The organism is Micromonospora sp. SCSIO 07396 (assembly GCF_053667945.1).
Genome location: NZ_CM132210.1, coordinates 3,795,111 through 3,820,000, shown reverse-complemented (window position 1 = coordinate 3,820,000; position 24,890 = coordinate 3,795,111). Strand labels below are relative to the sequence as shown.

The following is a 24,890-nucleotide window of genomic DNA, read 5'->3' as shown; positions in this document are numbered from 1 at the left end:
CTCCTTGATGGGGTGTGCAGGTGTGTGGATGGGTAGGGGAGCGTCGTGCCGGGGGTGAAGCAGCGGGGTGACCTAGTTGTGGACGCGGCACGAGTGAGAATGCAGGCATGAGTAGCGAAAGAAGGGTGAGAAACCCTTCCGCCGGATGACCAAGGGTTCCAGGGCCAGGCTAATCCGCCCTGGGTGAGTCGGGACCTAAGGCGAGGCCGAGAGGCGTAGTCGATGGACAACGGGTTGATATTCCCGTACCCGCGAAGGAGCGCCCGTGATGAACCTCGTTGTGCTAACCACCCAAACCAGCTGAGACCTTCGGGTTGAGGTTGGGGAGCGTGGGAACCTGGCGGGTAGTAGTCAAGCGATGGGGTGACGCAGGAAGGTAGCTGAGCCCGGCCGGTGGTTGTGCCGGGGTAAGCGTGTAGGCCGTGCCGTAGGCAAATCCGCGGTGCATTGAGGCTGAGACGTGATGCCGAGCCGATTCAGGTGAAGTCAGTGATCCTATGCTGCCGAGAAAAGCCTCTAGCGAGTTTCGAGCGGCCCGTACCCCAAACCGACACAGGTGGTCAGGTAGAGAATACCGAGGCGATCGGGCGAACTGTGGTTAAGGAACTCGGCAAATTGCCCCCGTAACTTAGGGAGAAGGGGGGCCGGAGACGTGAAGCCCCGTGCGGGTGGAGCGTTGTATGGCCGCAGAGAGCAGGGGGAAGCGACTGTTTACTAAAAACACAGGTCCATGCGAAGAAGTAATTCGATGTATATGGACTGACGCCTGCCCGGTGCTGGAACGTTAAGGGGACCTGTTAGCTCTTTCGGGGGCGAAGCGGAGAACTTAAGCGCCAGTAAACGGCGGTGGTAACTATAACCATCCTAAGGTAGCGAAATTCCTTGTCGGGTAAGTTCCGACCTGCACGAATGGCGTAACGACTTCCCCACTGTCTCAACCACAGGCCCGGCGAAATTGCAGTACGAGTAAAGATGCTCGTTACGCGCGGCAGGACGGAAAGACCCCGGGACCTTTACTATAGCTTGACATTGGTATCTGAATGGGCTTGTGTAGGATAGGTGGGAGCCGGTGAAACCTGTACGCCAGTATGGGTGGAGGCAATCTTGAAATACCACTCTGGTTGATTCGGGTATCTAACTTCGGACCGTTATCCGGTTCAGGGACAGTGTCTGGTGGGTAGTTTAACTGGGGCGGTTGCCTCCTAAAGGGTAACGGAGGCGCCCAAAGGTTCCCTCAGCCTGGTTGGCAATCAGGTGTTGAGTGCAAGTGCACAAGGGGGCTTGACTGTGAGACTGACAGGTCGAGCAGGGACGAAAGTCGGGACTAGTGATCCGGCACTTGCGTGTGGAAGCGGTGTCGCTCAACGGATAAAAGGTACCCCGGGGATAACAGGCTGATCTTCCCCAAGAGTCCATATCGACGGGATGGTTTGGCACCTCGATGTCGGCTCGTCGCATCCTGGGGCTGTAGCAGGTCCCAAGGGTTGGGCTGTTCGCCCATTAAAGCGGTACGCGAGCTGGGTTTAGAACGTCGTGAGACAGTTCGGTCCCTATCCGCCGTGCGCGTAGGATACTTGAGAAGGGCTGTCCCTAGTACGAGAGGACCGGGACGGACGAACCTCTGGTGTGCCAGTTGTCCCGCCAGGGGCACGGCTGGTTAGCTACGTTCGGAAGGGATAACCGCTGAAAGCATCTAAGCGGGAAGCCTGCTTCAAGATGAGGTATCCCACCCACCTTTGGTGGGGTAAGGCCCCCAGCTAGACGACTGGGTTGATAGGCCGGAAATGTAAGCTCGGTAACGGGTTGAGTTGACCGGTACTAATAGGCCGAGGACTTGATAACAAGGCTGCTACGCGTCCACTGTGCAACTCTGAACAAACACCGAACAACCCCCCACACGCGTGTGTGGGTGTGTGTGTTGTTTGATATGTTCATAGTGTTACGGCGGTCATGGCGGAGGGGAAACGCCCGGTTACATTCCGAACCCGGAAGCTAAGCCCTCCAGCGCCGATGGTACTGCACTCGGGAGGGTGTGGGAGAGTAGGACACCGCCGGACAACCTTTCCAGTCGAGGGCCGCCCCATCCGGGTCGGCCCTCGACTGCGTCGCGCCGTGGGTGGCGCAATCAGGAAGGATGTACCTGTGAGTTCAGGACCGCAGGGCGGAGACCGTCCGCGCCGATACGAAGACCGCTCCGACCGTCCCCAGGGGCGGGACGCAGGCCCCCGCCGGGACGACCGACCCCCGTACCGTGGTGACCGCGACGACCGTGGCGCCGCGCGGGGTGGACCCCGGAGCGGCGATCGGCGTGAGGGCGGTTTCCGGTCGGCCCCGCGTACCGGTGACTCCCGTCCCGGTGGGTTCCGTTCCGACGGTGACTCCCGCGAAGGCGGCTTCCGGAGTGGCGACCGCCGCGACGGTGGTTTCCGCCGTGACGGTGACGCACCGCGAAACGGCGGCTTCCGCAGCGGTGAGCGCCGGGAGGGTGGCTTCTCCGGTGAGCGTCGTGAGGGTGGTTTCCGGTCGGGTCCGCGTGACGGTGACTCCCGTCCCGGTGGTTTCCGTGGTGGGGATCGTCGGGATGATTCGCGTGGCGACCGTGGTGGTTTCCGGTCGGGCCCGCGCGAGGGTGGTTTCCGTGGCGGTGACTCGCGCGAGGGTGGTTTCCGAGGTGGGGACCGTCGTGAGGGTGGCTTCCGGTCGGGTCCGCGTGACGGTGACTCCCGTCCCGGTGGTTTCCGCCGCGACGGTGATTCCCGCGAAGGTGGCTTCCGTGGCGGCGACCGTCGTGAGGGTGGTTTCCGCGGCGGTGACTCCCGTGAGGGTGGTTTCCGAGGTGGGGACCGTCGTGAGGGTGGCTTCCGGTCGGGTCCGCGTGACGGCGATTCCCGTCCCGGTGGTTTCCGCCGCGACGGTGACTCCCGCGAAGGGGGCTTCCGTGGCGGCGACCGTCGGGATGATTCGCGTGGCGACCGTGGTGGTTTCCGGTCGGGCCCGCGCGAGGGCGGTTTCCGGGGCGGTGACTCCCGGGGTGGTGACTCGCGCGAGGGTGGTTTCCGTGGCGGCGACCGTCGGCCCGGTGGCTTCGGCGGTGAGCGTCGTGAGGGTGGTTTCCGGTCGGGTCCGCGTGACGGTGATTCCCGTCCCGGTGGTTTCCGCCGCGACGGTGACTCCCGCGAAGGCGGCTTCCGTGGCGGCGACCGCCGTGAGGGTGGTTTCCGGGGTGGGGACCGTCGCGAGGGTGGCTTCTCCGGTGAGCGTCGTGAGGGTGGTTTCCGGTCGGGTCCGCGTGACGGTGATTCCCGTCCCGGTGGTTTCCGTGGCGGTGAGCGCCGCGAAGGCGGCTTCCGTGGCGGTGACTCCCGCGAGGGTGGTTTCCGGGGCGGCGACCGTCGGCCCGGTGGCTTCGGCGGTGACCGTCGTGAGGGCGGTTTCCGTGGGGGCGACTCCCGTGAGGGTGGTTTCCGTGGTGGCGATCGTCGTGAGGGTGGTTTCCGTGGCGGTGACTCCCGTGAGGGTGGTTTCCGGGGTGGGGACCGTCGCGAGGGTGGCTTCTCCGGTGAGCGTCGTGAGGGTGGTTTCCGGTCGGGTCCGCGTGACGGTGACTCCCGTCCCGGTGGTTTCCGCCGCGACGGTGACTCCCGCGAAGGCGGCTTCCGTGGCGGCGACCGCCGCGAGGGCGGTTTCCGCGGCGACGACTCGCGCGGCGGTGACCGTCGTGAGGGCGGCTACCGGGGTGGCGAGCGCGGCGGCCACGACCGGCCGCGCCGCGACGACCAGCGGGACGACCGCCGCCGGGAGGGCGGGTTCGGCCCCGACCGGGAGCGTCGGGACGAGACCGACGGCCGGGCGGTCGCGCCGGTGCTGCCGGACGAGATCTCCGCGAGTGACCTCGACACGGCGGTCCGCGCGGAGCTGCTGTCGCTGAACAAGCCGGTGGCGGAGACCGTTGCCCGACACCTGGTCGCCACCGGTCAGCTGATCGACGAGGACCCGGCGGAGGCGTTGGCCCACGCGATGGCCGCCCGGCGGCTCGCCGCCCGGATCTCCGCCGTACGTGAGGCGGTCGGCCTGGCCGCGTACCACGCGGGGGAGTGGCAGACGGCGATCGCCGAGCTGCGCACGTACCACCGGATGACCGGGTTGCAGAGCCACCTGGCGGTGCTGGCCGACTGCGAGCGGGCGCTGGGGCGTCCGGAGCGGGCGATCGACCTGTTCCGGGGGGCCGACAACGACAAGCTCGACAAGGCCGTCGCGGTCGAACTGCTGATCGTCGCCGCGGGTGCCCGGGGTGACCTGGGGCAGAAGGACGCGGCGGTGGCGATGCTCCAGGTGCCGGAGCTGACCACCGACGTGGCCGAGCCGTGGACCGCGCGGCTGCGGTACGCGTACGCCGACGCGCTGCTCGCGGTGGACCGCCGTGAGGAGGCTCGGGAGTGGTTCTCGCGGGCCGCCGATGTGGATGCCGACGGCGAGACCGACGCGCCGGAACGGCTGCTGGAACTCGACGGCGTGGTGATCGAGGGCGACGACGAGGACGACGAGCCGGTCGAGGAGCCCGCCGCCGCAGGGGACGCCGACGGCACGCTGCCGGCCGACCCGGACGCCGGGGCCCGGCGGACCGCCGACGACCGTGACGAGGACGACGACTTCGACGACGAAGACGACTTTGACGACGAGGCTCGCGACAGCCACGACGACCGTGCCGAGGACGAGGGTGCCGAGCTGACTCGGCCGGACGCTGCCGAGGCCGGACAGGACGCCGCCGAGGATGTCCGCGACGCCGACCGGGACGACCGTGCCGGTGACGACCTGCCCGCCGACGCCGCCCGGGACGCCGACGACCGTCCCGACCCCGTCGCGTCCCCGGCCGCCGACGCCGAGGACGCGACGGCCACGGGTGGGGTGCGGCCGGTCGACGGACCGGCGGCGGAGGCGGACCAGCGATGACCGCAGTCGCCGGGGACCGGCTGATCGACGGGTACGCCCTGGTCGTCTTCGACCTCGACGGAGTGATCTACCTGATCGACCGGCCGATCCCCGGCGCGGTCGAGGCCCTCGGCGCGCTACGGGCCGAGGGCCGGTCGGTGGCGTTCGCCACGAACAACGCCTCGCGGCGTTCCAGCGAGGTCGCCGAGCTGCTCACCGGCATCGGCGTACCGGCTGATCCGGCGGAGGTGCTCACCTCGGCCGCCGCCTCCGCGGAGCTGTTGCGGGACCGGCTGCCGGCCGGCGCGGCGGTGCTCGTCGTCGGCGCCGAGGCGCTGCGCGCCGAAATCAGCGCCGTCGGGCTCACCCCCGTCGACCGCGCCGACGCCGCGCCGGTCGCCGTCGTGCAGGGGTACGGCCCGCAGGTGGGCTGGGTGGACCTGGCCGAGGCGTCGGTGGCGATCCGGGCCGGGGCGACCTGGGTGGCCACCAACACGGACCGGACGCTGCCGAGCGGACGGGGCCCGCTGCCCGGCAACGGGTCGCTGGTGGCAGCCCTGCGGCACGCCCTGGACCGGGCACCCGACGTGGTCGTCGGCAAGCCCGAGCCGGCGCTGTTCACCACGGCCGCCCGGCGTGCCGGCACCGGCCGGACACTGGTGGTCGGTGACCGGCTGGACACCGACATCGAGGGCGCCCGCCGGGCCGGGCTGGACAGCCTGCTGGTGCTCACCGGCGTCAGCGACGTACCCGAGCTGTTGGGTGCCCCCGGGCAGCGACGGCCGACCCACGTGGCGGCCGACCTGGCCGGGCTCTTCGATCCGACGGCCGTGGTCCGGGTCCCCGGCGCTCCGCAGGCCGGTGGATGGTCGGCGGTGGCGGTGGACGGCGCGGTGGAGTTGCGCGGTGCCGGCCGGCCGTTGGACGCGCTGGCCGTGCTGTGTGCGGTCGCGTGGGAGGCGGGTACCGGGGCGGACGTCCGCCCGGCCTCGCCGGAGGCGGAGCAGGCGCTGGCCGGGTTCGGCCTGGCCACCTGACGGCACGCCACCTGACGGTGACAGGGCCGGCACCGGGCAGCGGTGCCGGCCCTGTCGTCGTCGCGTCGTCGCTCAGAGCAGCTTGCGCAGTTTCAGCAGGTCGAACGGGCTGGCCTTGATGGAGACCCGGCGGGCGGCGACCGCCTTGGTGACGTCGAGCTGGCCGCGCACCAGGGCGACGAGGTCGTCGCTGGAGGTGACCAGGGCGATCTTCGCCTTCGGGTCGTCGCCGTCGGCGAGATCGACCAGCCGGCCGCCTTCGATCCGGCCGTGGAACGCGGTTTCCAGATCGGTGATCCGGCAGGCCAGGGTCCGGTCCAGATCGATCTTGCTGGAGGCGTCGGCGTGCCGGTCCAACCGGTCGGCAAGATCCCGCAGGGCCTGTCGGCACTCGTCCACGCTTGCCACATCGTCTCCTTCGTACCCGCCACGCCGTTTTCCGGCACCGTACCGCAAGGGACGCCTCGGGGCGCCCGGTAGCGTGAGGGCCGCACACTGCCCCCGCGGAAGGACTTGAGTCATGCAGGACGCGTGGCGCGCCTACCTGGAGCTGGCCCTGGGCCTGACGGAGGCGCCCCGGAAGAGGGCACAGGACGCCGCCCGGCGGCTGGCCGGGACGGGCGGTGCGACCGCCGTCCAGTTGCAGGCGCTCGCCGAGGAACTGTTCGCCACCGGCGTGGCGAACCGGGAGGCGTTGACCAAGCTGGTCCGGTTCGAGGTCGACCGGGCGCTCGGCGCGGTGGGGCTGGCGACGGCCGACGAGGTCGCCGAGCTGACCCGTCGGGTGCACGACCTGGAACGGCAGCTCCGTGAGGCGAAGGGTGCCCCGGGCGGGCTGCCGGCCGGTGACGCCGCACCCGACACGACCGTACCGCGCAGTGGCGGCGCGGCGACCCGACCGGCCCCCGCAACGGAGGCCGACGCGGCGGCGGCCGGTACCGCCCGACCGCCGACCGGGACGGTGGCCAAGAAGACCGTCGCGAAGACCGTAGCCAAGAAGGCGGTGACCCCGACGACGGTGGCGACGACGGCCCCGAAGGCCGTGGCGAAGAAGGCCGTCGCGAAGAAGGCGGTGGCGAAGAGGGCCGGGTCGACGGCGGACGCGGCCCCGCCGGCAGCCGGGTCGACCGGACCCGGCGGGGATGCTGCCCGCCCCGGGAAGGTGACCCCCGGCCACGACGGCTCCGGTGGTGCCGGGTGAGCCGTCCCCCGGGGAGCCGGTCGTGACCACCCCGTTCCGCCCCGGTCCACCGCCTGCCGGCCGCCCCGGCCCGTTCCCCGCCGGGACACCCGGCCCGCCCGTCGGCCGTCCCGGCCCGTCGGGGGTCGGGACACCCGGTCCGTCGCCGGTCGGTCGGCCCGGTCCGCCGCCGCACCTGGGCCGGCCCGGTCCGCCGCCGGTCGGCGGGCGCGACGACGAGGTCGACGACGCCCGGCATCCTGCCGTCGACGCCGCCGTGCGGGCGATGGCCAACGCCGAGGGCCTGTCCCCGGCCGACCAGATCGCCCAGTACGAGGCGGCGTACCAGACGTTGCGGGAAACCCTCGCCACCATCGACCAGACCTGACCGGAGAGAACCACCCCCATGGCACGTCGTACCCGGCTCGACGCCGAACTCGTCCGTCGCGGCCTGGCCCGGTCCCGGGAGCAGGCCGGCGCGTTGATCGAGGCGGGTCGGGTCCAGTTGCGCGGGGTGCCCGCGCGTAAGGCCGCCGCGATGGTCGACCCGGCCGATCCGCTGCTGGTGACCGGGGCGGACCCGACCGACGAGTACGTCTCCCGGGGTGGGCACAAGCTGGCCGGCGCACTGGCCGCGTTCGGTCCCGGTGGGCTGCGGGTGGCGGGCCGGCGGTGCCTGGACGCCGGGGCGTCGACCGGAGGGTTCACCGACGTGCTGTTGCGCGCCGACGCGGCCGAGGTGGTCGCGGTGGACGTCGGCTACGGGCAGCTCGCCTGGTCGTTGCGGACCGACGGTCGGGTGCGGGCGATGGACCGCACGAACGTGCGGACGCTCACCCCGGAGGTGATCGGTGGGGAGGTCGACCTGACGGTGGCGGACCTGTCGTTCATCTCGCTGCGGTTGGTGCTGCCCGCCCTGGCGGGTTGCACCAGGGCCGACGGTGACCTGGCGCTGATGGTGAAGCCGCAGTTCGAGGTGGGCAGGGAGCGGGTCGGCGCGGGTGGGGTGGTGCGTGATCCGGCGCTGCGGGCCGAGGCGGTGCTGGCGGTGGCGGCGAGCGCGGCCGGGCTCGGGCTCGGGTTGGCGGACGTCGCGGCCAGTCCGCTGCCCGGTCCGAGTGGCAACGTGGAGTTCTTCGTATGGTTGCGCCGGGACGCGCCGCCGGCCGATCCCGGTCGGGTGCGTGCCGTGGTGGACGCCGGGCCGAACGGCCCCGGGCCGGACCCGGTGTCGGGGAAGGTGGCAGGGTGAGCGTGGTGGGTGGTGTCGGTACGACGCCCCGCGAGGGTGGACGGGAGGCGGGTCCGGTGGACCTCGACGAGGGTGGGGCTGGCCGGGTGCGGGGCGGACGGTGGCACCGGTGAGCCGCACGGCCCTGCTGGTGACGCACACCGGGCGGCGGCGGAGCACCGAGCACGCGCGGGCGGTCGCCGCCGACCTGATCGCGGCCGGTTTCGAGGTGCGGGTGGTGGCCGAGGAGGCCGATGATCTCGACCTGCCCGGGGTGGTGCCGGTGGACGGTCTCCAGGCGGCCGAGGGTGCCGAGATCGTCTTCGCGCTCGGCGGGGACGGCACGTTCCTGCGCGCGGCGGAGCTGGCCCGGCCGGCGAAGGTGCCGCTGCTCGGGATCAACCTGGGCAAGGTGGGTTTCCTGGCCGAGGCCGAGATCGACGATCTCGACACGGCGGTGCGGGACGTGGTGGGGCGCAACTACACGGTGGACGAACGGCTCACCCTCGACGTCACCGCCGAGTTCGACGGTGGCCCGACGATCGAGTCGTGGGCGCTCAACGAGATCAGCGTCGAGAAGGGCGAACGTGCCCAGATGCTGGAGTTGCTCGTCGACGTGGACGGTCGTCCGCTGTCCCGGTACGGCTGCGACGGTGTGGTGTGCGCCACGCCGACCGGTTCGACGGCGTACGCGTTCTCCGGTGGGGGGCCGGTGGTCTGGCCGGAGGTGGAGGCGTTGCTGCTGGTGCCGATCAGCGCGCACGCGCTGTTCAGCCGGCCGCTGGTGACCGCGCCGACGTCCACGTTCGTCATCACGGTCGATCCGTTCACCACGCTGGCGGTGCTGTGTTGTGACGGTCGCCGGGTCTACGACCTGCCGCCGGGGGCGACGGTGACGGTGCGTCGGGGTGCGTTGCCGGTCCGGGTGGTGCGGTTGCGGGACCGGCCGTTCACCGACCGGCTGGTGGCGAAGTTCGATCTGCCGGTGCAGGGTTGGCGCGGTAGCCGCCGCTGATCGGGGCCGGTGCGGGTGTCCGTGGTCACCTGCGGGGCCGTCGACCAGCGGCGCTGTGCCGGTGGAGGATTTCCTGCCGGTGCGGTGCCCCGTGCCGGCTGGTCAACTGTCGCAGCACGCGTCTACTGTCGGGTGCTGTGCTGGAAGAGCTGCGGATCACCGGACTGGGCGTCATCGAGGACACCACCCTGCCGCTGGCCGGCGGGATGAACGTCATCACCGGTGAGACCGGTGCCGGCAAGACGATGGTGGTGACCGGTCTCGGCCTGCTGTTCGGCGGGCGTGCCGACGCGGGTCGGGTGCGGGCCGCGCCGGGGCGGGCGACGGTCGAGGGGCGGTTGCGGCTCGACGGCCGGGTGGCCGACGTGGTGCACGCCCGGATCGTGGACGCTGGTGGCGGGCCCGACGACGACGGCTCGCTGCTGATGAGCCGGACGGTGACGGTGGAGGGGCGGTCCCGGGCGCACCTGGGCGGCCGCAGCATGCCGGTGTCGATGCTCGGCGAGGTGGGCGAGCAGGTGGTGGCGGTGCACGGCCAGTCCGACCAGCTGCGGCTGCTGCGGCCGGCCGAGCAGCGGGCCGCCCTGGACCGGTTCGCCGGGCCGGGGCACGAGAAGCTGGTCGACGCGCTGCGGGAGGCGTACGGGCGGTGGCGGCAGGTGGTCGACGATCTGGCCGACCGGCGCAGCAACGCCCGGGCCCGGCACCAGGAGGCCGATCTGCTGCGGCTGGGGCTGGACGAGATCACCCGGGTCGATCCGCAGCCGGGTGAGGACGACGAGTTGAAGGCCGAGGTGCAGCGGCTGGAGCATGCCGAGGGGTTGCGGACGGCGGCGCAGCTGGCGCACGTGTGTGTGGCCGGCGGGGTGGAGGCGGCCGACGACACGCTGGATGCGACGGCGTTGCTCGGTACGGCCCGGCGCACCCTGGAGGCGCAGGCCAGCACCGATCCGGCGCTGGGTGAGTTGGCCGGCCGGCTGGAGGAGGCGGCGACCCTGGTGGCGGACGTGTCGGCGGAGTTGTCGGCGTACCTTGCGGCGTTGGACGCCGACCCGGCCCGGTTGCAGACGATCTACGAGCGGCGGGCCGCGTTGCGGGCGTTGACCCGTAAGTACGCCGACGACGTCGACGGGGTGATCGCGTGGGCGCAGCGGGCCCGGACCCGGTTGTCCGACCTGGACACCTCCGACGAGCTGCTCGACGAGCTGGACCGGGAGGCGCAGCGCCTGGCCGGTGAGGTGGCCGAGCTGGCCGGGAGGTTGTCGGCGTCCCGGCAGGAGGCGGCGGTGCGGTTCGCCGAGCAGGTCACGGTGGAGCTGGCGGGGCTGGCCATGCCGCACGCCCGGATCGAGGTGGCGGTGCTGCCCCGGCCGGCCGGCCGGTCCGAGCCCACCCTCGCGGTCAACGGGGTGGAGTGCGGGGTCGGTCCGGATGGTGCCGACGAGGTGGAGTTGCGGTTGCTGGCGCATCCGGGTGCGCCGTCGTTGCCGTTGCAGCGGGGTGCCTCCGGGGGGGAGTTGTCCCGGGTGATGCTCGCCATCGAGGTGGTGTTCGCCGGTTCGGGGGGCCCGCCGACGTTGGTGTTCGACGAGGTCGATGCGGGTGTGGGTGGGCAGGCGGCGGTGGAGATCGGTAGGCGGTTGGCCCGGTTGGCGCGCAGTCACCAGGTGCTGGTGGTGACGCACCTGCCGCAGGTTGCGGCGTTCGCCGACCGGCACCTGGTGGTGGCGAAGGACACCGGTGGCGCGGTGACGACCAGTGGGGTGCGGGTGGTGGAGGACACCGAGCGGGCCCGGGAGCTGGCCCGGATGCTCGCGGGTTTGCCGGATTCGGATCTGGGTATCGCGCATGCCGAGGAGCTGCTGGCCGTTGCGGCGAAGGAAAGGCGGCCCTGAGGGCAACGATTGTGAGCGGAGGCACACCAGCCTGCGCTCTGGTGTGCTTCCCTGGGTAGGCGGCCCTGCTCAGGCATGTCGCGACGGAAATGCCTGCCTCCCATGCCAGGATGGTCACGATGCGTCTACCCACGTTGCGCCGGGCCCGGAACGCGGAACCGGACTCAGTTCTCGGCACCGCACGTCTGGATCGCCGTACCAAGCGGCTGGTCGGCCGGCTCCGCCCCGGCGACATCGCGGTGATCGACCATGTCGACCTGGACCGTGTGGCGGCCGATTCGCTGGTCGCGGTCGGTGTCGCGGCGGTGCTCAACGCCAAGCCGTCGGTGTCGGGCCGGTATCCCAACCTGGGGCCGGAGGTGTTGATCGGTGCCGGCATCGTGCTGCTGGACGACCTCGGTGAGGGGGTGTTCGAGCGGATCCGGGAGGGTGACACCGTCCGGATCGAGGGCAACACCGTCTTCCTGGGCGACGAGCCGGTCGCGCATGGTGACCTCCAGGATGCCGAGACGGTCGCCAAGGCGATGTCCGATGCCCGGGAGGGCCTGTCGGTGCAGTTGGAGGCGTTCGCCGCCAACACGATGGACTACCTGCGCCAGGAGCGGGACCTGCTGCTCGACGGGGTGGGTGTGCCGGACATCGAGACGCCGGTGCAGGGGCGGCACTGCCTGATCGTGGTCCGGGGTTACGACTACAAGGCCGACCTGGACGTGCTGCGCCCGTACATCAGGGAGTTCAAGCCGGTGCTGATCGGCGTGGACGGCGGGGCGGACGCCCTGGTCGAGGCGGGGTACACCCCCGACATGATCATCGGGGACATGGATTCGGTCACCGACGACGTGCTGCGCTGCGGCGCCGAGGTGATCGTGCACGCCTACCCGGACGGCCGGGCGCCGGGTCTGGCCCGGGTCAACGGCCTCGGCGTGCCGGCGATCACCTTCCCGGCCGCCGCCACCAGCGAGGACCTGGCGATGCTGCTGGCCGACGAGAAGGGCGCCTCGCTGCTGGTCGCGGTCGGCACCCACGCCACGCTCGTGGAGTTCCTGGACAAGGGGCGCGGGGGGATGGCCTCGACGTTCCTCACCCGGTTGAAGGTCGGCGGGAAGCTGGTCGACGCCAAGGGGGTGAGCCGGCTCTACCGGCAGAGCATCTCCGGGTCGTCGCTGCTGCTGCTGGTCCTGTCGGCGATCGCCGCGATGGCGTCGGCCGTGGCGGTCTCCACCGTCGGCAAGGCGTATTTGGGTGTGGTCTCCGAGTGGTGGGACAATTTCGTGTTCCAGCTCGGCCAGCTCTTCTAGCTCCCGACCGATCAAGAGGCTGCAAGCGTGATCAACTTCCGATACCACGTGGTGTCCCTGACCGCGGTCTTCCTGGCGTTGGCGATCGGCCTGGTGGTCGGCACGGCCGCCCTCAACGGGCCGGTCGCCGACTCGCTCAAGGAGACCGTCAACTCGCTGCGCAAGGACAACCAGCAGATGCGGCAGTCGGTCAACAGCCTCCAGAAGGAACTGGACATGGAGGAGGATTTCGCCGCCGAGATGGCGCAGATCATCCTCCCGGGGAAGTTGACCGGCAAGCGGGTCATGGTGCTCAGCCTGCCCACCGGGCGGGAGCACACCGAGGGCGTGCTGAAGATGCTCCAGACCGCCGGGGCCACCGTGACCGGCCGGGTCGACATCCAGGACAAGTTCGTCAACCCGGACAACAACACCAGCCTGATGGAGTTGGCCGTCACCGCCGCCCGGCCCACCGCCCCCGCCTCGGCGCTGCCTGGCAACGGCAACGGCGTGGAGACCTCCAGTGCCCTGCTGGCCAGCGTCCTGCTCGACCGGCCGCAGGGCACCCCCGCGGTGACCGACGCCGACCGGCGGGCGGTGCTGGCCGCGTACGTCAACGCCGGCTACCTGACCAGCGAGGAGAAGGTCACCGGCCCGGCCGAGGCCGTGGTGGTGGTCAGCGGGCAGCCGTACGTCGACAAGGACTCGGCGAAGAAGGACGAGTCGGTGGTGAAGATCGCCGAGCAGTTCGACCGGACCGGCGCGATCGTCGTCGGCGGCAACGGGTCCGCCGGCGGCAACCTGGTGGCCGTGGTCCGGGGCGACCCGGTGCTCGCCCAGACCATCTCCACCGTCGACAACGCCAACACCGTGCAGGGGCAGCTGGTCACCAGCCTGGCCCTGGTGCAACAGCTCACCGAGAAGCGCACCGGTCAGTACGGCGTCGGCGACAACGCCACGCTGGTGCCTAGACTGCCCCAGTGAACGAACCACGTACCCCGGTGACCGGTTACCACCCGCCCGTACCGTCCGGCGGTGCCGTATGAGCGGGATCGGGCGGCTGCTCGCCGCCGCCGCCGGTGCCGCCGCCGCCCGGTACGCGCTGCGGGAGGCCCGTACCTCCCCGGCGGGGCCGGCGCTGGAGCGGACCAACTTCCGGGGCCGTACGGTCAGCCTCGCCGCCGGGCCGGCGCTGGCCGTCGGGGCGTCCGGGGCGGGGGCGCTCGGCGCGGCCAGCGTCCCGGCCGGCGCGGCGGTGCTCGTCGCCGGCCTCGGCGCGGGCGCCGTCGGCCTCTACGACGACGTGGTCGGCGCCCGCCCGGAGCAGAAAGCCGCCAAGGGCTTCGCCGGTCACCTCGCCGCCCTGCGGGCCGGTCGGGTCACCGCCGGCATGGTCAAGGTGGCCGGGGTGGGTGCGGCCGGGCTCGCCGCGGCCGTACTGCTCGCCGCCGACCCGAAGGTCGCCGCGCACCCCCGCCGGCAGCGCCACGGCGCACTCGGCCGTACCGCCGACGTGCTGCTCGGCGCGGGGGTGGTCGCCGGTACCGCCAACCTGCTCAACCTGCTCGACCTGCGCCCCGGCCGGGCGTTGAAGTCGGGGGTGCTGCTCGGTGTGCCGCTGGCCGGCGGTCCGCACGCCGGTATCGCCGCCGGTGCGGTCGGTGCCGCCGCCGGGCTGCTCGACGAGGACCTCGGTGAGCGGGTGATGATCGGCGACAGCGGGGCCAACGCACTCGGCGCGCTGCTCGGGGTGGCCCTGGCCGCCCGCACCGGCCCGCTCGGCCGGGCCGGTCTGCTCGCGGTCCTCGCGGGTCTCACCGCGGCCAGCGAGAAGGTCAGTTTCACGGCGGTCATCCAGCGCACCCCGGTGCTGCGGGAACTCGACGCGCTGGGCCGGCGATCCGACTGACGTGACCAGACCGGCCCCCCTCGCCGGCACCGGTCGGGTGGCCGGCGCCGCCGCCCTGATCGCCGTGCTCACCGTCCTGGCCCGGCTCGCCGGGTTCGGCCGGACCGCCGTGTTCACCTGGGTCGTCGAACGCAGCGACCTCGGCGGCATGTACGTCCTCGCGAACACCGTTCCGAACATCATCTTCGAGATCGTGGCCGGTGGGGCGTTGGCCAGTCTGGTCGTACCGCTGCTGGCCGGGTCGGTCGCGGCCGGTGACCGGCGGGCGGTGGCCGCGACCACCGGGGCGTTGCTGACCTGGACGGTGACCCTGCTGGTGCCGCTGGCGGCGCTGGTGGCGCTCTTCGCCGACCCGGTCATGGCGGCGATCTCCGACGGGCGGTCCCCGGCGGAGGTGGCCGCCGGGGCGCGGATGCTGCGGGTGTTCGCCCCGCAACTGCCGCTCTACGGCATCGGCGTCGTGCTCACCGGGGTGCTCCAGGCGCACCGCCGGTTCGCCTGGCCGGTCGTCGCGCCGCTGCTGTCCAGCCTCACCGTCGTGGTGGTCTACCTCGTCTTCGGCGTCACCCAGGGGCGGGACGCGAGCATCGCGCAGGTGAGCCGGGGTGGTGAGCTGATCCTCTCCGGCGGCACCACCCTCGGGGTGGTGGTGCTGTCGCTGTCGCTGCTGGTCCCGCTGCGCCGCCTCGGGCTGACCTGGCGGCCCGGCTACACGTTCCCCGCCGACGCGCGGGCCCGCGTCGGTGGGCTCGCCGTCGCCGGGGCGGTCACCGTCACCGCCCAGCAACTCGCCCTGGTGGTCATCCTCAACCGGGTCTCCGGCGGCCCGACCGGCTCCCCGCAGGTGTACAACCTCGCCCAGACCGTCTACCTGCTGCCCTGGGCGGTGCTCGCGGTGCCGCTGGCGGTCGCCGCGTACCCCGGTCTGTCGGCCGCCGCCGCGACCGGCGACGACGACGGCTACCGCGCCACCGTCGCCTCGACCACCCGGGGGGTGCTGCTGTTCGGCTTCCTCGGCGCGGCAGCGCTGGTCGGCACCGCCGAACCGGTCGGCCGGTTCTTCCCGCTCGGCGCGGAGCCGACCGCCGCCGCGATCGCCGGGTTCGCCCCCGGCCTGGTCGGCTACGCCCTGTTCGCCGCCCTGTCGCGGGCCCTCTACGCCCGGGGCGCCACCCGGGCCGCCACCGCCGCCATCACCACCGGCTGGCTGGTGGTGCCGCTGGTCGCGCTGCCGCTCGCCGCGCTGCTGCCGCGCGCCGACCGGGTGCTCGCCGTAACCCTCGCCAACTCCGTCGGCATGCTGCTGCTCGGGGCGCTGCTGGTCGTCGCCGTACGCCGCAGCGCCGGGCCGGCGGCGCTGGCCGGGGCCGGCCGGGCCGCCACCGCCGGCCTGTTGGCGGCGCTGGTCGCCGCCCCGGCCGGAGGGATCACCGCCCGGCTGGCCGCCGGCGGCGGCACCCCGACGACAGCCGGGGCACTCGTGCAGGGCATGCTGTCCGGGGCCGTGGTCGGCGCGCTGTTCCTCGCCGTCGCCTGGCTGGTGGACCGGCGGGACGTCGGGCCGCTGCTCACCGGCGTACGGCGTCGGCTGGGCGGCCGGCGACCGGCGGGTGACCCGCAGGACGGCGTTGCGCGCGACGCCGGTGACGGGAAGGAGACCCTCTCCCCATGACCGACGCGACGTCCGCCCCTGACACCCGGGGCACGGTGGTGCTGCTGCTCGCCTCCAGCACCGGCGGGGTGGGCCAGCACGTCCGGTCGGTGGCGCGCGGGCTAGTCGAGGCCGGCCAGCCGGTGCTGGTCTGCGGCCCGGCCGCCACCGCCGAACAGTTCGACTTCACCGCCACCGGGGCCCGGTTCACCCCGGTGGAGATCTCGGCCAACCCGACACCCGCCGACGCGCGGGCGGTCACCGCGCTGCGCCGGGCGCTGGCCGGTGAGCCCGTGCGGGTGGTGCACGCCCACGGGCTGCGCGCCGGGCTGGTCGCCGCGCTCGCCCGGCCCGCAGCGCCGCTCGTGGTCACCTGGCACAACGCGGTGCTCGCCGGCGGGCTGCGCGGGCGGCTGTCCCGGCTCGCCGAACGGCTCGTCGCCCGCTCCGCCCGGGTGGCCCTGGGTGCCTCCACCGACCTGGTGCAGCGGGCCGCCGCGCTGGGCGCCACCGACGCCCGGCTCGCCCCGGTCGCCGCCCCGGCCCTGCCCGCCCCGCGTCGGCGTCGCGCCGCCGTACGCGCCGAGTTCGGTGTCGCCGCCGGGCAGCCGCTGGTGCTCTCCGTCGGCCGGCTGCACCCGCAGAAACGCTACGACGTGCTCGTCGACGCCGCCGCCCGGTGGCGTACCCGCACCCCGCCGCCGGTGGTGGTGATCGCCGGCAGTGGCCCCGCCTACCTGCCGTTGGCCGCCCGGATCTCCGCCGAGCGTGCCCCGGTGACGCTGCTCGGGCACCGTACCGACGTGGCGGACCTGCTCGCCGGGGCCGACCTGGCGGTGGTGACCAGCGACTGGGAGGCCCGGCAACTGTTCGCCCAGGAGGCGCTGCGGGCCGGCGTACCGCTGGTGGCGACCGCCGTCGGCGGGCTGCCCGAACTGGTCGGCGACGGCGCGTCGCTGGTCCCGCCCGGCGACGTCGACGCGGTCGACGCGGCCGTCCGGTCGCTGCTGGACGACCCGAGCCTGCGCGCCGACCTGGCGAAGCGGGGTGCCACCCGGGCGGCAAGCTGGCCCACCGAGGCCGACACGGTCGCCGCGCTGCGGGCCCTCTACACCGAGCTGGACGCCGACCCGGCCGGCCGCGCCGGGGCGTCCGCCCCCGGCACCGACACCCCCTCGACGGGACGCGCCTGATGCTGCGCCGATTCACCCCGGTCCTGCTCACCCTGGTCGTGGTGGCGCTCGGGGTCACCGCCCTGGCCGCCCGCCCCGACAGCAGCCCACCCCGGCGCACCGCCGACTACGTGGTGCTGGCCGGGGTGGCGGGGCTGCGCTGGTCCGACGTCGACCCGCAGAGCACCCCGACGCTGTGGCGGATGGCGCAGCAGGGTTCCATCGGGTCGCTGTCGACCCGCTCCGCGCACCGCCCGACCTGCCCGGTGGACGGCTGGCTCACCCTCGGCGCGGGCAGCTACGCCGGCTGGAACGGCAGCCGTCAGCCGGGCGGGTGCCCGCCGGCGGCGGTGACGGTGGAGCAACCCGACGGGATCGGCGCCAACCTGCCCGACCAGGAACGGGTGGTCGCCTACAACGCCGACCGGCAGCCCTGGGGCACGGTGCCCGGTTCGTTGTCGGAGTCGGTGCGCTGCTCGGTGGCGGTCGGCCCCGGTGCCGCCGTGGCCGCCGCCCGCCCCTTCGGCCGGGTCGACAGGTACGCCCCGGCGTTGCCTGCCGACCCGTCCGGGCTGCTCGGCTCGTGCGTGCTGAGCATCGTCGACCTGGGCACGGTCAGCGGCACCGACCCGGCCGACCGACGGGCCGACGCCCGACGGGCCGACGAGGCGTTGGCGAAGGTGCTGGCGGCCCGGCCGCAGCGGTCCCTGGTGCTGGTCGCCGGGGTGTCCGACACGGAGGCGCCGGCCCGGCTGCACGTGGTCGTCGCCGACGGTCCGGGCTGGGAGAACGGCTGGCTCACCTCCGCCAGCACCGGACGGGAGGGCTACCTGCAACTGGTCGACCTCGCGCCCACGGCGTTGACGGCGCTGGGCCGGCCGATGCCCGAACGGCTCTTCCTGGGCCGGCCGGCGGTGAAGGTCGACGGTCGCCCGGACGACCTGGCCGGTGCCATCGCCGCGCCGGCCGACGCCGACCGGGAGGCCGCCGCCCAGCGGGCCGTGGCCGGCTGGTTCTTCGGGCTGCTCGCCGCCGCCCAGATCGTTCTCGCCGTCGCGGTGCTGCCGCTGCTGCGCCGGGCCCGGCGGCTGGCCGGCCCGCACAGTCCGCCGCCGGTGTCGCCGCGGATCGTGGCGACCGTGGAGCTGCTGCTGATCGCCGTCGCGCTGGCGGTGCCCGCGGCCCTGCTCGCCGATGCGGTGCCGTGGTGGCGGGGTGGGCACGCCGGCGTCTACTTCGCCGTGGTGACCGTCGCGTTGATCGTCGGTGCGACGGCCCTGGTCCGGTTCACCCCCGGCCACGACCGCACCCTCGGCCCGCTCGGCGCGGTCGCCGGCCTGGCCACCCTGGTGGTCGGCGCGGACGTGCTCAGCGGTGCCCGGTTGCAGCTCAACGGGGTGGTCGGTTACTCGGCTCTGGAGGGGGGCCGGTTCTCCGGCCTCGGCACGGTGGGCCTGGGGGTGTTCCTCGCCGGTTCGCTGCTCAGCGCCGGGTGGCTGGCGCAGCGGGTCCGCCGGCAGTGGCGGCCGATGGTGGTGGTGGCGGTGGGTGGGCTGGCCGTGGTGGTGGTCGGCAGCCCCTATCTGGGGGCCGACTCGATCGGTGCGATCGCGTTGACCGCCGGGGTGGCGGTGGCCGCCGCGATCAGCACCGGCGGCTGGTTGACGGTCAGCCGGCTGGTCTGGGCGACCATGGCCGGGTTGGCGTTGACCATCGGGTTCGCGGTGGTGGACCTGCGTCGGCCGGTGGAGGAGCGGGGGGCGCTGGGCCGGTTCCTGACCGCCCTGGGCGAGGGCACCGGCGGGTTGACCGTGCACCGGGCCAGCACGGCGAACTTCCAGACCCTGGTGAACAGCCCGTTGACGGTGCTGGCGGTCGTCGGGGTGCTGCTGGTGTGGTTCGCGCTGCTGCAACCCTGGGGTGGGCTGATGCGGCTGTTCGGCATCTACCCGGCGATCCGGGCGGCGTTGGCCGGTACGGCGCTGGCCTCGGTGATCGCCGGTCTGCTCGGCGGTTCCGCGCTGGACGTGGCCGGGGCGGCCGGGGCGCTGGTGGTGCCGATGGCGGCGCTGGCCTCGCTGCGGGTGCTGGACCACTCCACCGACCGCACCCAGCCGGGCACCGGCCAACCGCGTCCGGACGGCCCCGGTGGTGGCCCGTCCGGCGGTGCCCCGACCGGCGGCCGACCCGACGACGACGGTGGGGCGGCCCGCCCCGGCGACGGCACCGGCACCGGCACCACGGCGGTGCCCGACGGCGGCGGGACGACCGGTTCGGGCGACGACGGCGACGGCGGCCCGGCCGTCGGGACCCGGCCGGCAGGCCGTAGCACGACCCGGGTGCCGGTGGCGCGGACCGCCGCGCCGGAGGTGTCGACCGGGACCGGGGCGACGGCCGGCCGGCCCGGCGTCGGGACCGGATAGCCCGAGGTCGGGTGCGACGCCGGGTGGCCCCGGGGGAGGTGTTACCGTGGAATCCCGTGGATCGCGTGATCACTTGATCGGCACGGCGGTTCGCACGACCGCTACGGACGACACGGGAGCAGGCCTTGGCCCCTTCAGCACGCACGACCCGGCACATCTTCGTCACCGGGGGCGTCGCCTCCTCGCTCGGTAAGGGCCTCACCGCCTCCAGCCTCGGCAATCTGCTCACCGCACGCGGGCTGCGGGTGGTCATGCAGAAGCTCGACCCCTACCTCAACGTCGACCCCGGGACGATGAACCCGTTCCAGCACGGCGAGGTGTTCATCACCGAGGACGGCGCGGAGACCGACCTCGACGTCGGGCACTACGAGCGGTTCCTCGACCGGGACCTCTCCGGCAAGGCCAACGTCACCACCGGCCAGATCTACTCCGACGTGATCGCCAAGGAGCGGCGCGGTGAGTACCTGGGCGACACCGTCCAGGTCATCCCGCACATCACCAACGAGATCAAGGCGCGGATCGTCGGCATGGCCGACCCGGACGCCGACGGCCAGATCCCCGACGTGGTGATCACCGAGGTCGGCGGCACCGTCGGCGACATCGAGTCGCTGCCGTTCCTGGAGGCGATCCGGCAGGTACGGCACGACCTGGGCCGGGACAACTGCTTCTACCTGCACGTGTCGCTGGTGCCCTACCTCGCCCCGTCGGGGGAGTTGAAGACCAAGCCGACCCAGCACTCGGTGGCGCAGCTGCGCAACATCGGCATTCAGCCCGACGCGATCGTGCTGCGCTGCGACCGGGAGATCCCGGAGAAGCTGAAGCAGAAGCTGTCGCTCTACTGCGACGTGGACGCCGAGGCGGTCGTCGCCGCCCCGGACGCGCCGAGCATCTACGACATCCCCAAGGTGCTGCACCGCGAGGGGCTCGACGCGTACGTGGTGCGCCGGCTCGGCCTGTCCTTCCGGGACGTCGACTGGACCCGCTGGGACGACCTGCTGGAGCGGGTGCACCAGCCGCACCACACGGTCACCGTGGCGGTCGTCGGCAAGTACGTCGACCTGCCCGACGCCTACCTGTCGGTCAGCGAGGCGATCCGGGCCGCCGGGTTCGGTCACCGGGCCCGGGTGCAGCTGCGCTGGGTGCCCAGCGACGACTGTGTCACCCCGGCCGGCGCGGCGTCGGCCCTGGCCGGCGTGGACGGCATCGTCATCCCCGGCGGGTTCGGCGTCCGTGGCATCGAAGGCAAGATCGGCACCGCCCGGTACGCCCGGGAGAACGGGGTGCCGCTGCTCGGGCTCTGCCTCGGCCTGCAGTGCATGACCATCGAGGTGGCCCGCCACCTGGCCGGCCTCGACGCGGCGAACTCCCTGGAGTTCGACGAGGACGCCAAGCACCCGGTCATCGCCACCATGGCCGACCAGCAGGACATCGTCGCCGGCCGGGGTGACCTGGGCGGCACCATGCGGCTGGGGGCGTACCCGGCGACGCTGGCCGAGGGGTCGATCGTGGCCGAGGCGTACGGCGCGACCGAGATCAGCGAACGGCACCGGCACCGCTACGAGGTGAACAACGCCTACCGGGACCAGCTCACCAGGGCCGGTCTGCACATCTCCGGCACCTCCCCGGACGGCCGGCTGGTCGAGTTCGTCGAGTTGGACCGCAGCCTGCACCCGTTCTTCGTGGCCACCCAGGCGCACCCGGAGCTGAAGAGCCGCCCGACCCGCCCGCACCCGCTGTTCGCCGGGTTCGTCAAGGCGGCCGTGGCGTACTCGCAGGCCGACCAACTGCCGGTGGACCTCGACCCGGTGCCCGGGGCGGCGACGAACGAGACGGCGAAGAAGGCGGCCCCGACGGCGAAGAACGCGTCCCGCAACGGCGCGACGGCGACGGCGTCGTCCGCGTCGTGAGCGCCGTCGAGCACCGCTACGAGCTGCGTTCCCGGGTGCAGCGGTACACCGGGCGGATCTTCACGGTGGTCACCGACGAGGTGACCATGCCCGGTGGGGGCACCGCCACCCGCGACTACGCCCGGCACGTCGGCGCGGTCGCCGTGGTCGCCCTCGACGACGCCGGTCAGGTGGTGCTGGTGCGCCAGTACCGGCAGCCGGTCGGACGGCACCTGTGGGAGCTGCCCGCCGGGCTGATGGACGTCGCCGGTGAGGACCTGCCGGTGGCCGCCGCCCGGGAGCTGACCGAGGAGGCCGACCTGACCGCCGCCCGGTGGGACCTGCTGGTCGACGTGCACACCTCGCCGGGTTTCTCCGACGAGGTGGTCCGGGTGTTCCTCGCCCGGGAGCTGGCCGAGGTGCCCGTCGGGCAGCGCCACGAGCGGCACGACGAGGAGGCCGACCTCCAGGTCGTCCGGATCGACCTGGACGAGGCCGTCGGCATGGCGCTGGCCGGGGAGATCACCAACGGGCCGTGCGTGGCCGGGCTGCTGGCCGCCGCGCGGGCCCGCGACGCCGGCTGGTCGGTGCTGCGCCGCGCCGACACCCCGCTGCACCGCTGACTCCGTCCGCCGACAGGGGCCGCCGCGGTACGCCGCGCGGCCCCTGCGTGGTGCGCCCACCCGGTCGGCGCGGTGCGTCACGACGTCGTTGCGGGAGTGTTTCCCGTGCGGCGGTCGGGGCCGCGCGGTGCGACGATGAGTGTGACGCCGAACGGCAGGCCCGCGCGGTATGCCTGACACACCGTCAGGCGGATCGGGCACCGGCTGTCACTGTGCCGCCCGTCGGGGGAGGGCGGCACGCCTAGACTGCCGCCGGCGGGACCGGTGGACCGCGTCGGCAACGGAGCCGACGGGGCACCGCGCAGTCCGGGGTGCGGCACCCCGGAGGAAGGTGTCTGCATCGTGAAGGTCGGAATCCCCCGCGAGGTCAAGAACCACGAGTACCGCGTGGCGATCACGCCCGCGGGCGTCAACGAGTTCGTCCGTCACGGTCACCAGGTCTTCGTCGAGGCCGGCGCGGGCGTCGGGTCCAGCCTCACCGACGACGAGTTCACCGCCGCCGGGGCCACCATCCTCGGCACCGCCGACGAGGTGTGGGACACCGCCGAGCTGGTGCTCAAGGTCAAGGAGCCGATCGCCGAGGAGTACCACCGGATGCGTGCCGGCCAGGTGCTCTTCACCTACCTGCACCTGGCCGCGTCCAAGGAGTGCACCGACGCGCTGGTCGACCGGCAGGTCACCGGCATCGCCTACGAGACCGTCGAGCTGCCCGACCGGTCGCTGCCGCTGCTCGCCCCGATGTCCGAGGTGGCCGGCCGGCTCGCCCCGCAGGTCGGCGCGTACCACCTGCAGCGGCAGGGCGGCGGACGGGGCATCCTGATGGGCGGCGTCTCCGGGGTGTACGCGGCGAAGACCGTGGTCATCGGCGCGGGGGTGTCCGGGATGAACGCCGCCGCGATCGCGCTGGGCCTGCAGGCCGAGGTGCTGCTGCTGGACAAGAACGTGGCCCGGCTGCGGCAGGCCGACGCCATCTACCGGGGCCACCTGCAGACGGTCGCCTCCAACGCGTACGAGATCGAACGGGCGGTGCTCGACGCGGACCTGGTCATCGGCGCGGTCCTCGTCCCCGGCGCGAAGGCCCCGACGCTGATCTCCAACGAGCTGGTGTCCCGGATGAAGCCGGGCAGCGTGCTGGTCGACATCTCCATCGACCAGGGTGGCTGCTTCGAGGACTCCCGCCCCACCACCCACGCCGAACCGACCTACCAGGTGCACGACTCGATCTTCTACTGCGTGGCGAACATGCCCGGCGCGGTGCCGCACACCAGCACCTACGCGCTGACCAACGTGACCCTGCCGTACGCCCTGGAACTGGCCAACCAGGGCTGGCGCGACGCGTTACGCCACGACCCGGCCCTGGCGCTGGGCCTGAACACCCACGACGGTCAGGTCGTCTACGGCCCGGTCGCCGAGGCGCACGGCATGGCTGTCCTGCCGCTCGACGAGGTGCTGGCCTGACCGGGCAGACGACGCACGCCCCGGCACCCGACGCCCCGCCCGACGCGGCCGGGGACCCGGTGCCGGGGGCGAGCGCTGCCGGGGCCGGGGTGGGCGGGGAGCCCGCGCCGGCCCTGCGACGAGCGGTGCGCGGCTACCTCGACCACCTGACCGTCGAGCGGGGACTGTCGACGAACACCCTCACCTCGTACCGGCGGGACCTGGAACGGTACCTGGACACCCTGGCCGCCGCCGGGGTGTCCGACCTGGCCGCCGTCGACGCCCGGCAGGTCGAGGCGCACCTGGCCCGGCTGCGCGCCGGCGACGACGACCACCCGCCGCTCGCGGTGACCTCGGCCGCGCGGGCCGCCTCCGCCGTGCGTGGGCTGCACCGCTTCGCCGTCCGCGAGGGCCTGACCGGCGACGACCCCAGCCGCGACGTGCGCCCACCCACCCCGGCCCGGCGACTGCCCCGGGCGCTGCCGGTCGACGACGTGGTCCGGCTGCTGGAGACCGCCGGCCCGGTCACCGCCACCGGCGACGGGGCCGCCCTGGCCCTGCGCGACCGGGCGCTGCTGGAGTTCCTGTACGGCACCGGCGCGCGGATCTCCGAGGCGGTCGGCGTCGCCGTCGACGACCTGGCCGTCGACGAGGGCGCCGCCCTGCTGCGTGGCAAGGGCGGCCGGACCCGGCTGGTGCCCATCGGCGGGTACGCCGTCGACGCGCTGCGCGCCTACCTGGTGCGGGCCCGGCCGGCGCTGCTGGCCGCCGGGCGGGGCACCCCGACGGTGTTCGTCAACGCCCGGGGCGGGCCGCTGACCCGGCAGGGGGCGTGGACCGTGCTGCGGCGGGCCGCCGGGCGGGCCGGACTGCCGGTGGACGGGCCGCACGCGGTCTCCCCGCACACCCTGCGCCACTGCTACGCCACCCACCTGCTCGACGGCGGCGCGGACGTGCGGGTGGTGCAGGAGTTGCTCGGCCACGCCTCGGTCACCACCACCCAGGTGTACACGTTGGTCACCGTGGACCGGCTCCGCGAGGTGTACGCCACCAGCCACCCCCGCGCCCGCGACGCGGACCCCCCGCCGGCCCGCTGACCGGCCGCTATGCCCGACACGCCGGACCGGTGCCGAACGCGCTGGTCGCCGGTGGCGTAGAGTCGGCATCGGCGCGGACCTCCTGGGCGACAACCGGGGTGCGCAGCGGCGCTGCGAAGGACGTCGGA

At 73.2% G+C, this 24,890-nt stretch carries 19 protein-coding genes and 2 rRNA genes (1 of these 21 only partly in view); 19 read left to right on the top strand and 2 right to left on the bottom strand.

Translation table 11 applies throughout. The features are described 5' to 3' along the window. Both ACWCHM_RS16385 and rrf read left to right on the top strand, forming a co-directional pair. Nucleotides 1-1,842, top strand: a 23S ribosomal RNA gene (locus ACWCHM_RS16385) (it extends 1,269 nt beyond the left edge of the window). 98 nt (nucleotides 1,843-1,940) lie between these two features. Then, nucleotides 1,941-2,057 (top strand): 5S ribosomal RNA (gene rrf / locus ACWCHM_RS16380). 91 nt (nucleotides 2,058-2,148) lie between these two features. Here rrf and ACWCHM_RS16375 read toward each other — a convergent pair. Beyond that, nucleotides 2,149-3,756: a hypothetical protein gene (locus tag ACWCHM_RS16375; protein ID WP_454218954.1), complete on the bottom strand. Its 1,608-nt coding sequence runs from the start codon at nucleotides 3,754-3,756 to the stop codon at nucleotides 2,149-2,151. Nucleotides 3,757-3,861: 105 nt separating this feature from the next. Between ACWCHM_RS16375 and ACWCHM_RS16370 the strand changes: the two genes are divergently transcribed. Continuing rightward, on the top strand, nucleotides 3,862-4,950 hold the full coding sequence (locus ACWCHM_RS16370; protein ID WP_454218953.1) for a hypothetical protein: 1,089 nt from the start codon (nucleotides 3,862-3,864) through the stop codon (nucleotides 4,948-4,950). After that, on the top strand, nucleotides 4,947-5,966 hold the full coding sequence (locus tag ACWCHM_RS16365; RefSeq protein ID WP_454218952.1) for an HAD-IIA family hydrolase: 1,020 nt from the start codon (nucleotides 4,947-4,949) through the stop codon (nucleotides 5,964-5,966). Before ACWCHM_RS16370 ends, ACWCHM_RS16365 begins: the two co-directional genes overlap by 4 nt. 72 nt (nucleotides 5,967-6,038) lie before the next feature. Here ACWCHM_RS16365 and ACWCHM_RS16360 read toward each other — a convergent pair whose 3' ends face one another. Further along, nucleotides 6,039-6,374: an SCP2 sterol-binding domain-containing protein gene (locus ACWCHM_RS16360; RefSeq protein ID WP_431924125.1), complete on the bottom strand. Its 336-nt coding sequence runs from the start codon at nucleotides 6,372-6,374 to the stop codon at nucleotides 6,039-6,041. A gap of 112 nt (nucleotides 6,375-6,486) precedes the next feature. Between ACWCHM_RS16360 and ACWCHM_RS16355 the strand changes: the two genes are divergently transcribed. From ACWCHM_RS16355 to ACWCHM_RS16285, 15 genes are all read left to right on the top strand, one after another. After that, entirely contained in the window at nucleotides 6,487-7,167 is a 681-nt protein-coding gene (locus ACWCHM_RS16355; RefSeq protein ID WP_454218951.1) for a phasin family protein, read from the top strand. Between the two features lie 175 nt (nucleotides 7,168-7,342). Next, nucleotides 7,343-7,534 carry a hypothetical protein gene (locus ACWCHM_RS16350; protein WP_204962048.1) on the top strand — a complete coding sequence of 64 codons (192 nt, stop codon included), beginning with the start codon at nucleotides 7,343-7,345 and terminating at the stop codon, nucleotides 7,532-7,534. An 18-nt stretch (nucleotides 7,535-7,552) separates the two neighbouring features. Further along, complete coding sequence (locus ACWCHM_RS16345) at nucleotides 7,553-8,398, top strand: TlyA family RNA methyltransferase (RefSeq protein WP_454218950.1); 846 nt, start codon at nucleotides 7,553-7,555, stop codon at nucleotides 8,396-8,398. 109 nt (nucleotides 8,399-8,507) lie between these two features. Then, entirely contained in the window at nucleotides 8,508-9,392 is an 885-nt protein-coding gene (locus tag ACWCHM_RS16340; protein ID WP_204962040.1) for an NAD kinase, read from the top strand. Nucleotides 9,393-9,529: 137 nt separating this feature from the next. After that, nucleotides 9,530-11,287: a DNA repair protein RecN gene (gene recN, locus ACWCHM_RS16335; protein ID WP_454218949.1), complete on the top strand. Its 1,758-nt coding sequence runs from the start codon at nucleotides 9,530-9,532 to the stop codon at nucleotides 11,285-11,287. Nucleotides 11,288-11,406: 119 nt separating this feature from the next. Continuing rightward, nucleotides 11,407-12,585 carry a putative cytokinetic ring protein SteA gene (steA, locus tag ACWCHM_RS16330; protein ID WP_281898775.1) on the top strand — a complete coding sequence of 393 codons (1,179 nt, stop codon included), beginning with the start codon at nucleotides 11,407-11,409 and terminating at the stop codon, nucleotides 12,583-12,585. Between the two features lie 27 nt (nucleotides 12,586-12,612). Next, nucleotides 12,613-13,548, top strand: coding sequence for a copper transporter (locus tag ACWCHM_RS16325; protein ID WP_204962037.1), 936 nt, complete (start codon nucleotides 12,613-12,615; stop codon nucleotides 13,546-13,548). 58 nt (nucleotides 13,549-13,606) lie between these two features. Beyond that, complete coding sequence (locus ACWCHM_RS16320; RefSeq protein WP_204962036.1) at nucleotides 13,607-14,473, top strand: hypothetical protein; 867 nt, start codon at nucleotides 13,607-13,609, stop codon at nucleotides 14,471-14,473. A gap of 1 nt (nucleotide 14,474) precedes the next feature. Continuing rightward, nucleotides 14,475-16,145 carry a murein biosynthesis integral membrane protein MurJ gene (murJ, locus tag ACWCHM_RS16315; protein ID WP_454218948.1) on the top strand — a complete coding sequence of 557 codons (1,671 nt, stop codon included), beginning with the start codon at nucleotides 14,475-14,477 and terminating at the stop codon, nucleotides 16,143-16,145. After that, nucleotides 16,142-17,317 (top strand): glycosyltransferase family 4 protein, encoded by a 1,176-nt coding sequence (locus ACWCHM_RS16310; RefSeq protein WP_454218947.1) that lies wholly within the window; start codon nucleotides 16,142-16,144, stop codon nucleotides 17,315-17,317. Before murJ ends, ACWCHM_RS16310 begins: the two co-directional genes overlap by 4 nt. Beyond that, nucleotides 17,317-19,719 carry a hypothetical protein gene (locus ACWCHM_RS16305; protein ID WP_454218946.1) on the top strand — a complete coding sequence of 801 codons (2,403 nt, stop codon included), beginning with the start codon at nucleotides 17,317-17,319 and terminating at the stop codon, nucleotides 19,717-19,719. The genes ACWCHM_RS16310 and ACWCHM_RS16305 overlap by 1 nt, the downstream gene beginning before the upstream one ends. Before the next feature lie 125 nt (nucleotides 19,720-19,844). Further along, a complete protein-coding gene (locus ACWCHM_RS16300) occupies nucleotides 19,845-21,626 on the top strand; it encodes a CTP synthase (RefSeq protein ID WP_454218945.1) in 1,782 nt (593 codons plus the stop codon). Continuing rightward, nucleotides 21,623-22,228, top strand: a complete 606-nt coding sequence (locus tag ACWCHM_RS16295) for an NUDIX domain-containing protein (protein ID WP_454218944.1) — start codon at nucleotides 21,623-21,625, stop codon at nucleotides 22,226-22,228. Before ACWCHM_RS16300 ends, ACWCHM_RS16295 begins: the two co-directional genes overlap by 4 nt. 342 nt (nucleotides 22,229-22,570) lie before the next feature. Next, nucleotides 22,571-23,686, top strand: a complete 1,116-nt coding sequence (ald, locus tag ACWCHM_RS16290; RefSeq protein WP_421488795.1) for an alanine dehydrogenase — start codon at nucleotides 22,571-22,573, stop codon at nucleotides 23,684-23,686. Nucleotides 23,687-23,745: 59 nt separating this feature from the next. Then, on the top strand, nucleotides 23,746-24,762 hold the full coding sequence (locus ACWCHM_RS16285) for a site-specific tyrosine recombinase XerD (RefSeq protein WP_454218943.1): 1,017 nt from the start codon (nucleotides 23,746-23,748) through the stop codon (nucleotides 24,760-24,762). Nucleotides 24,763-24,890: the final 128 nt, after the last annotated feature.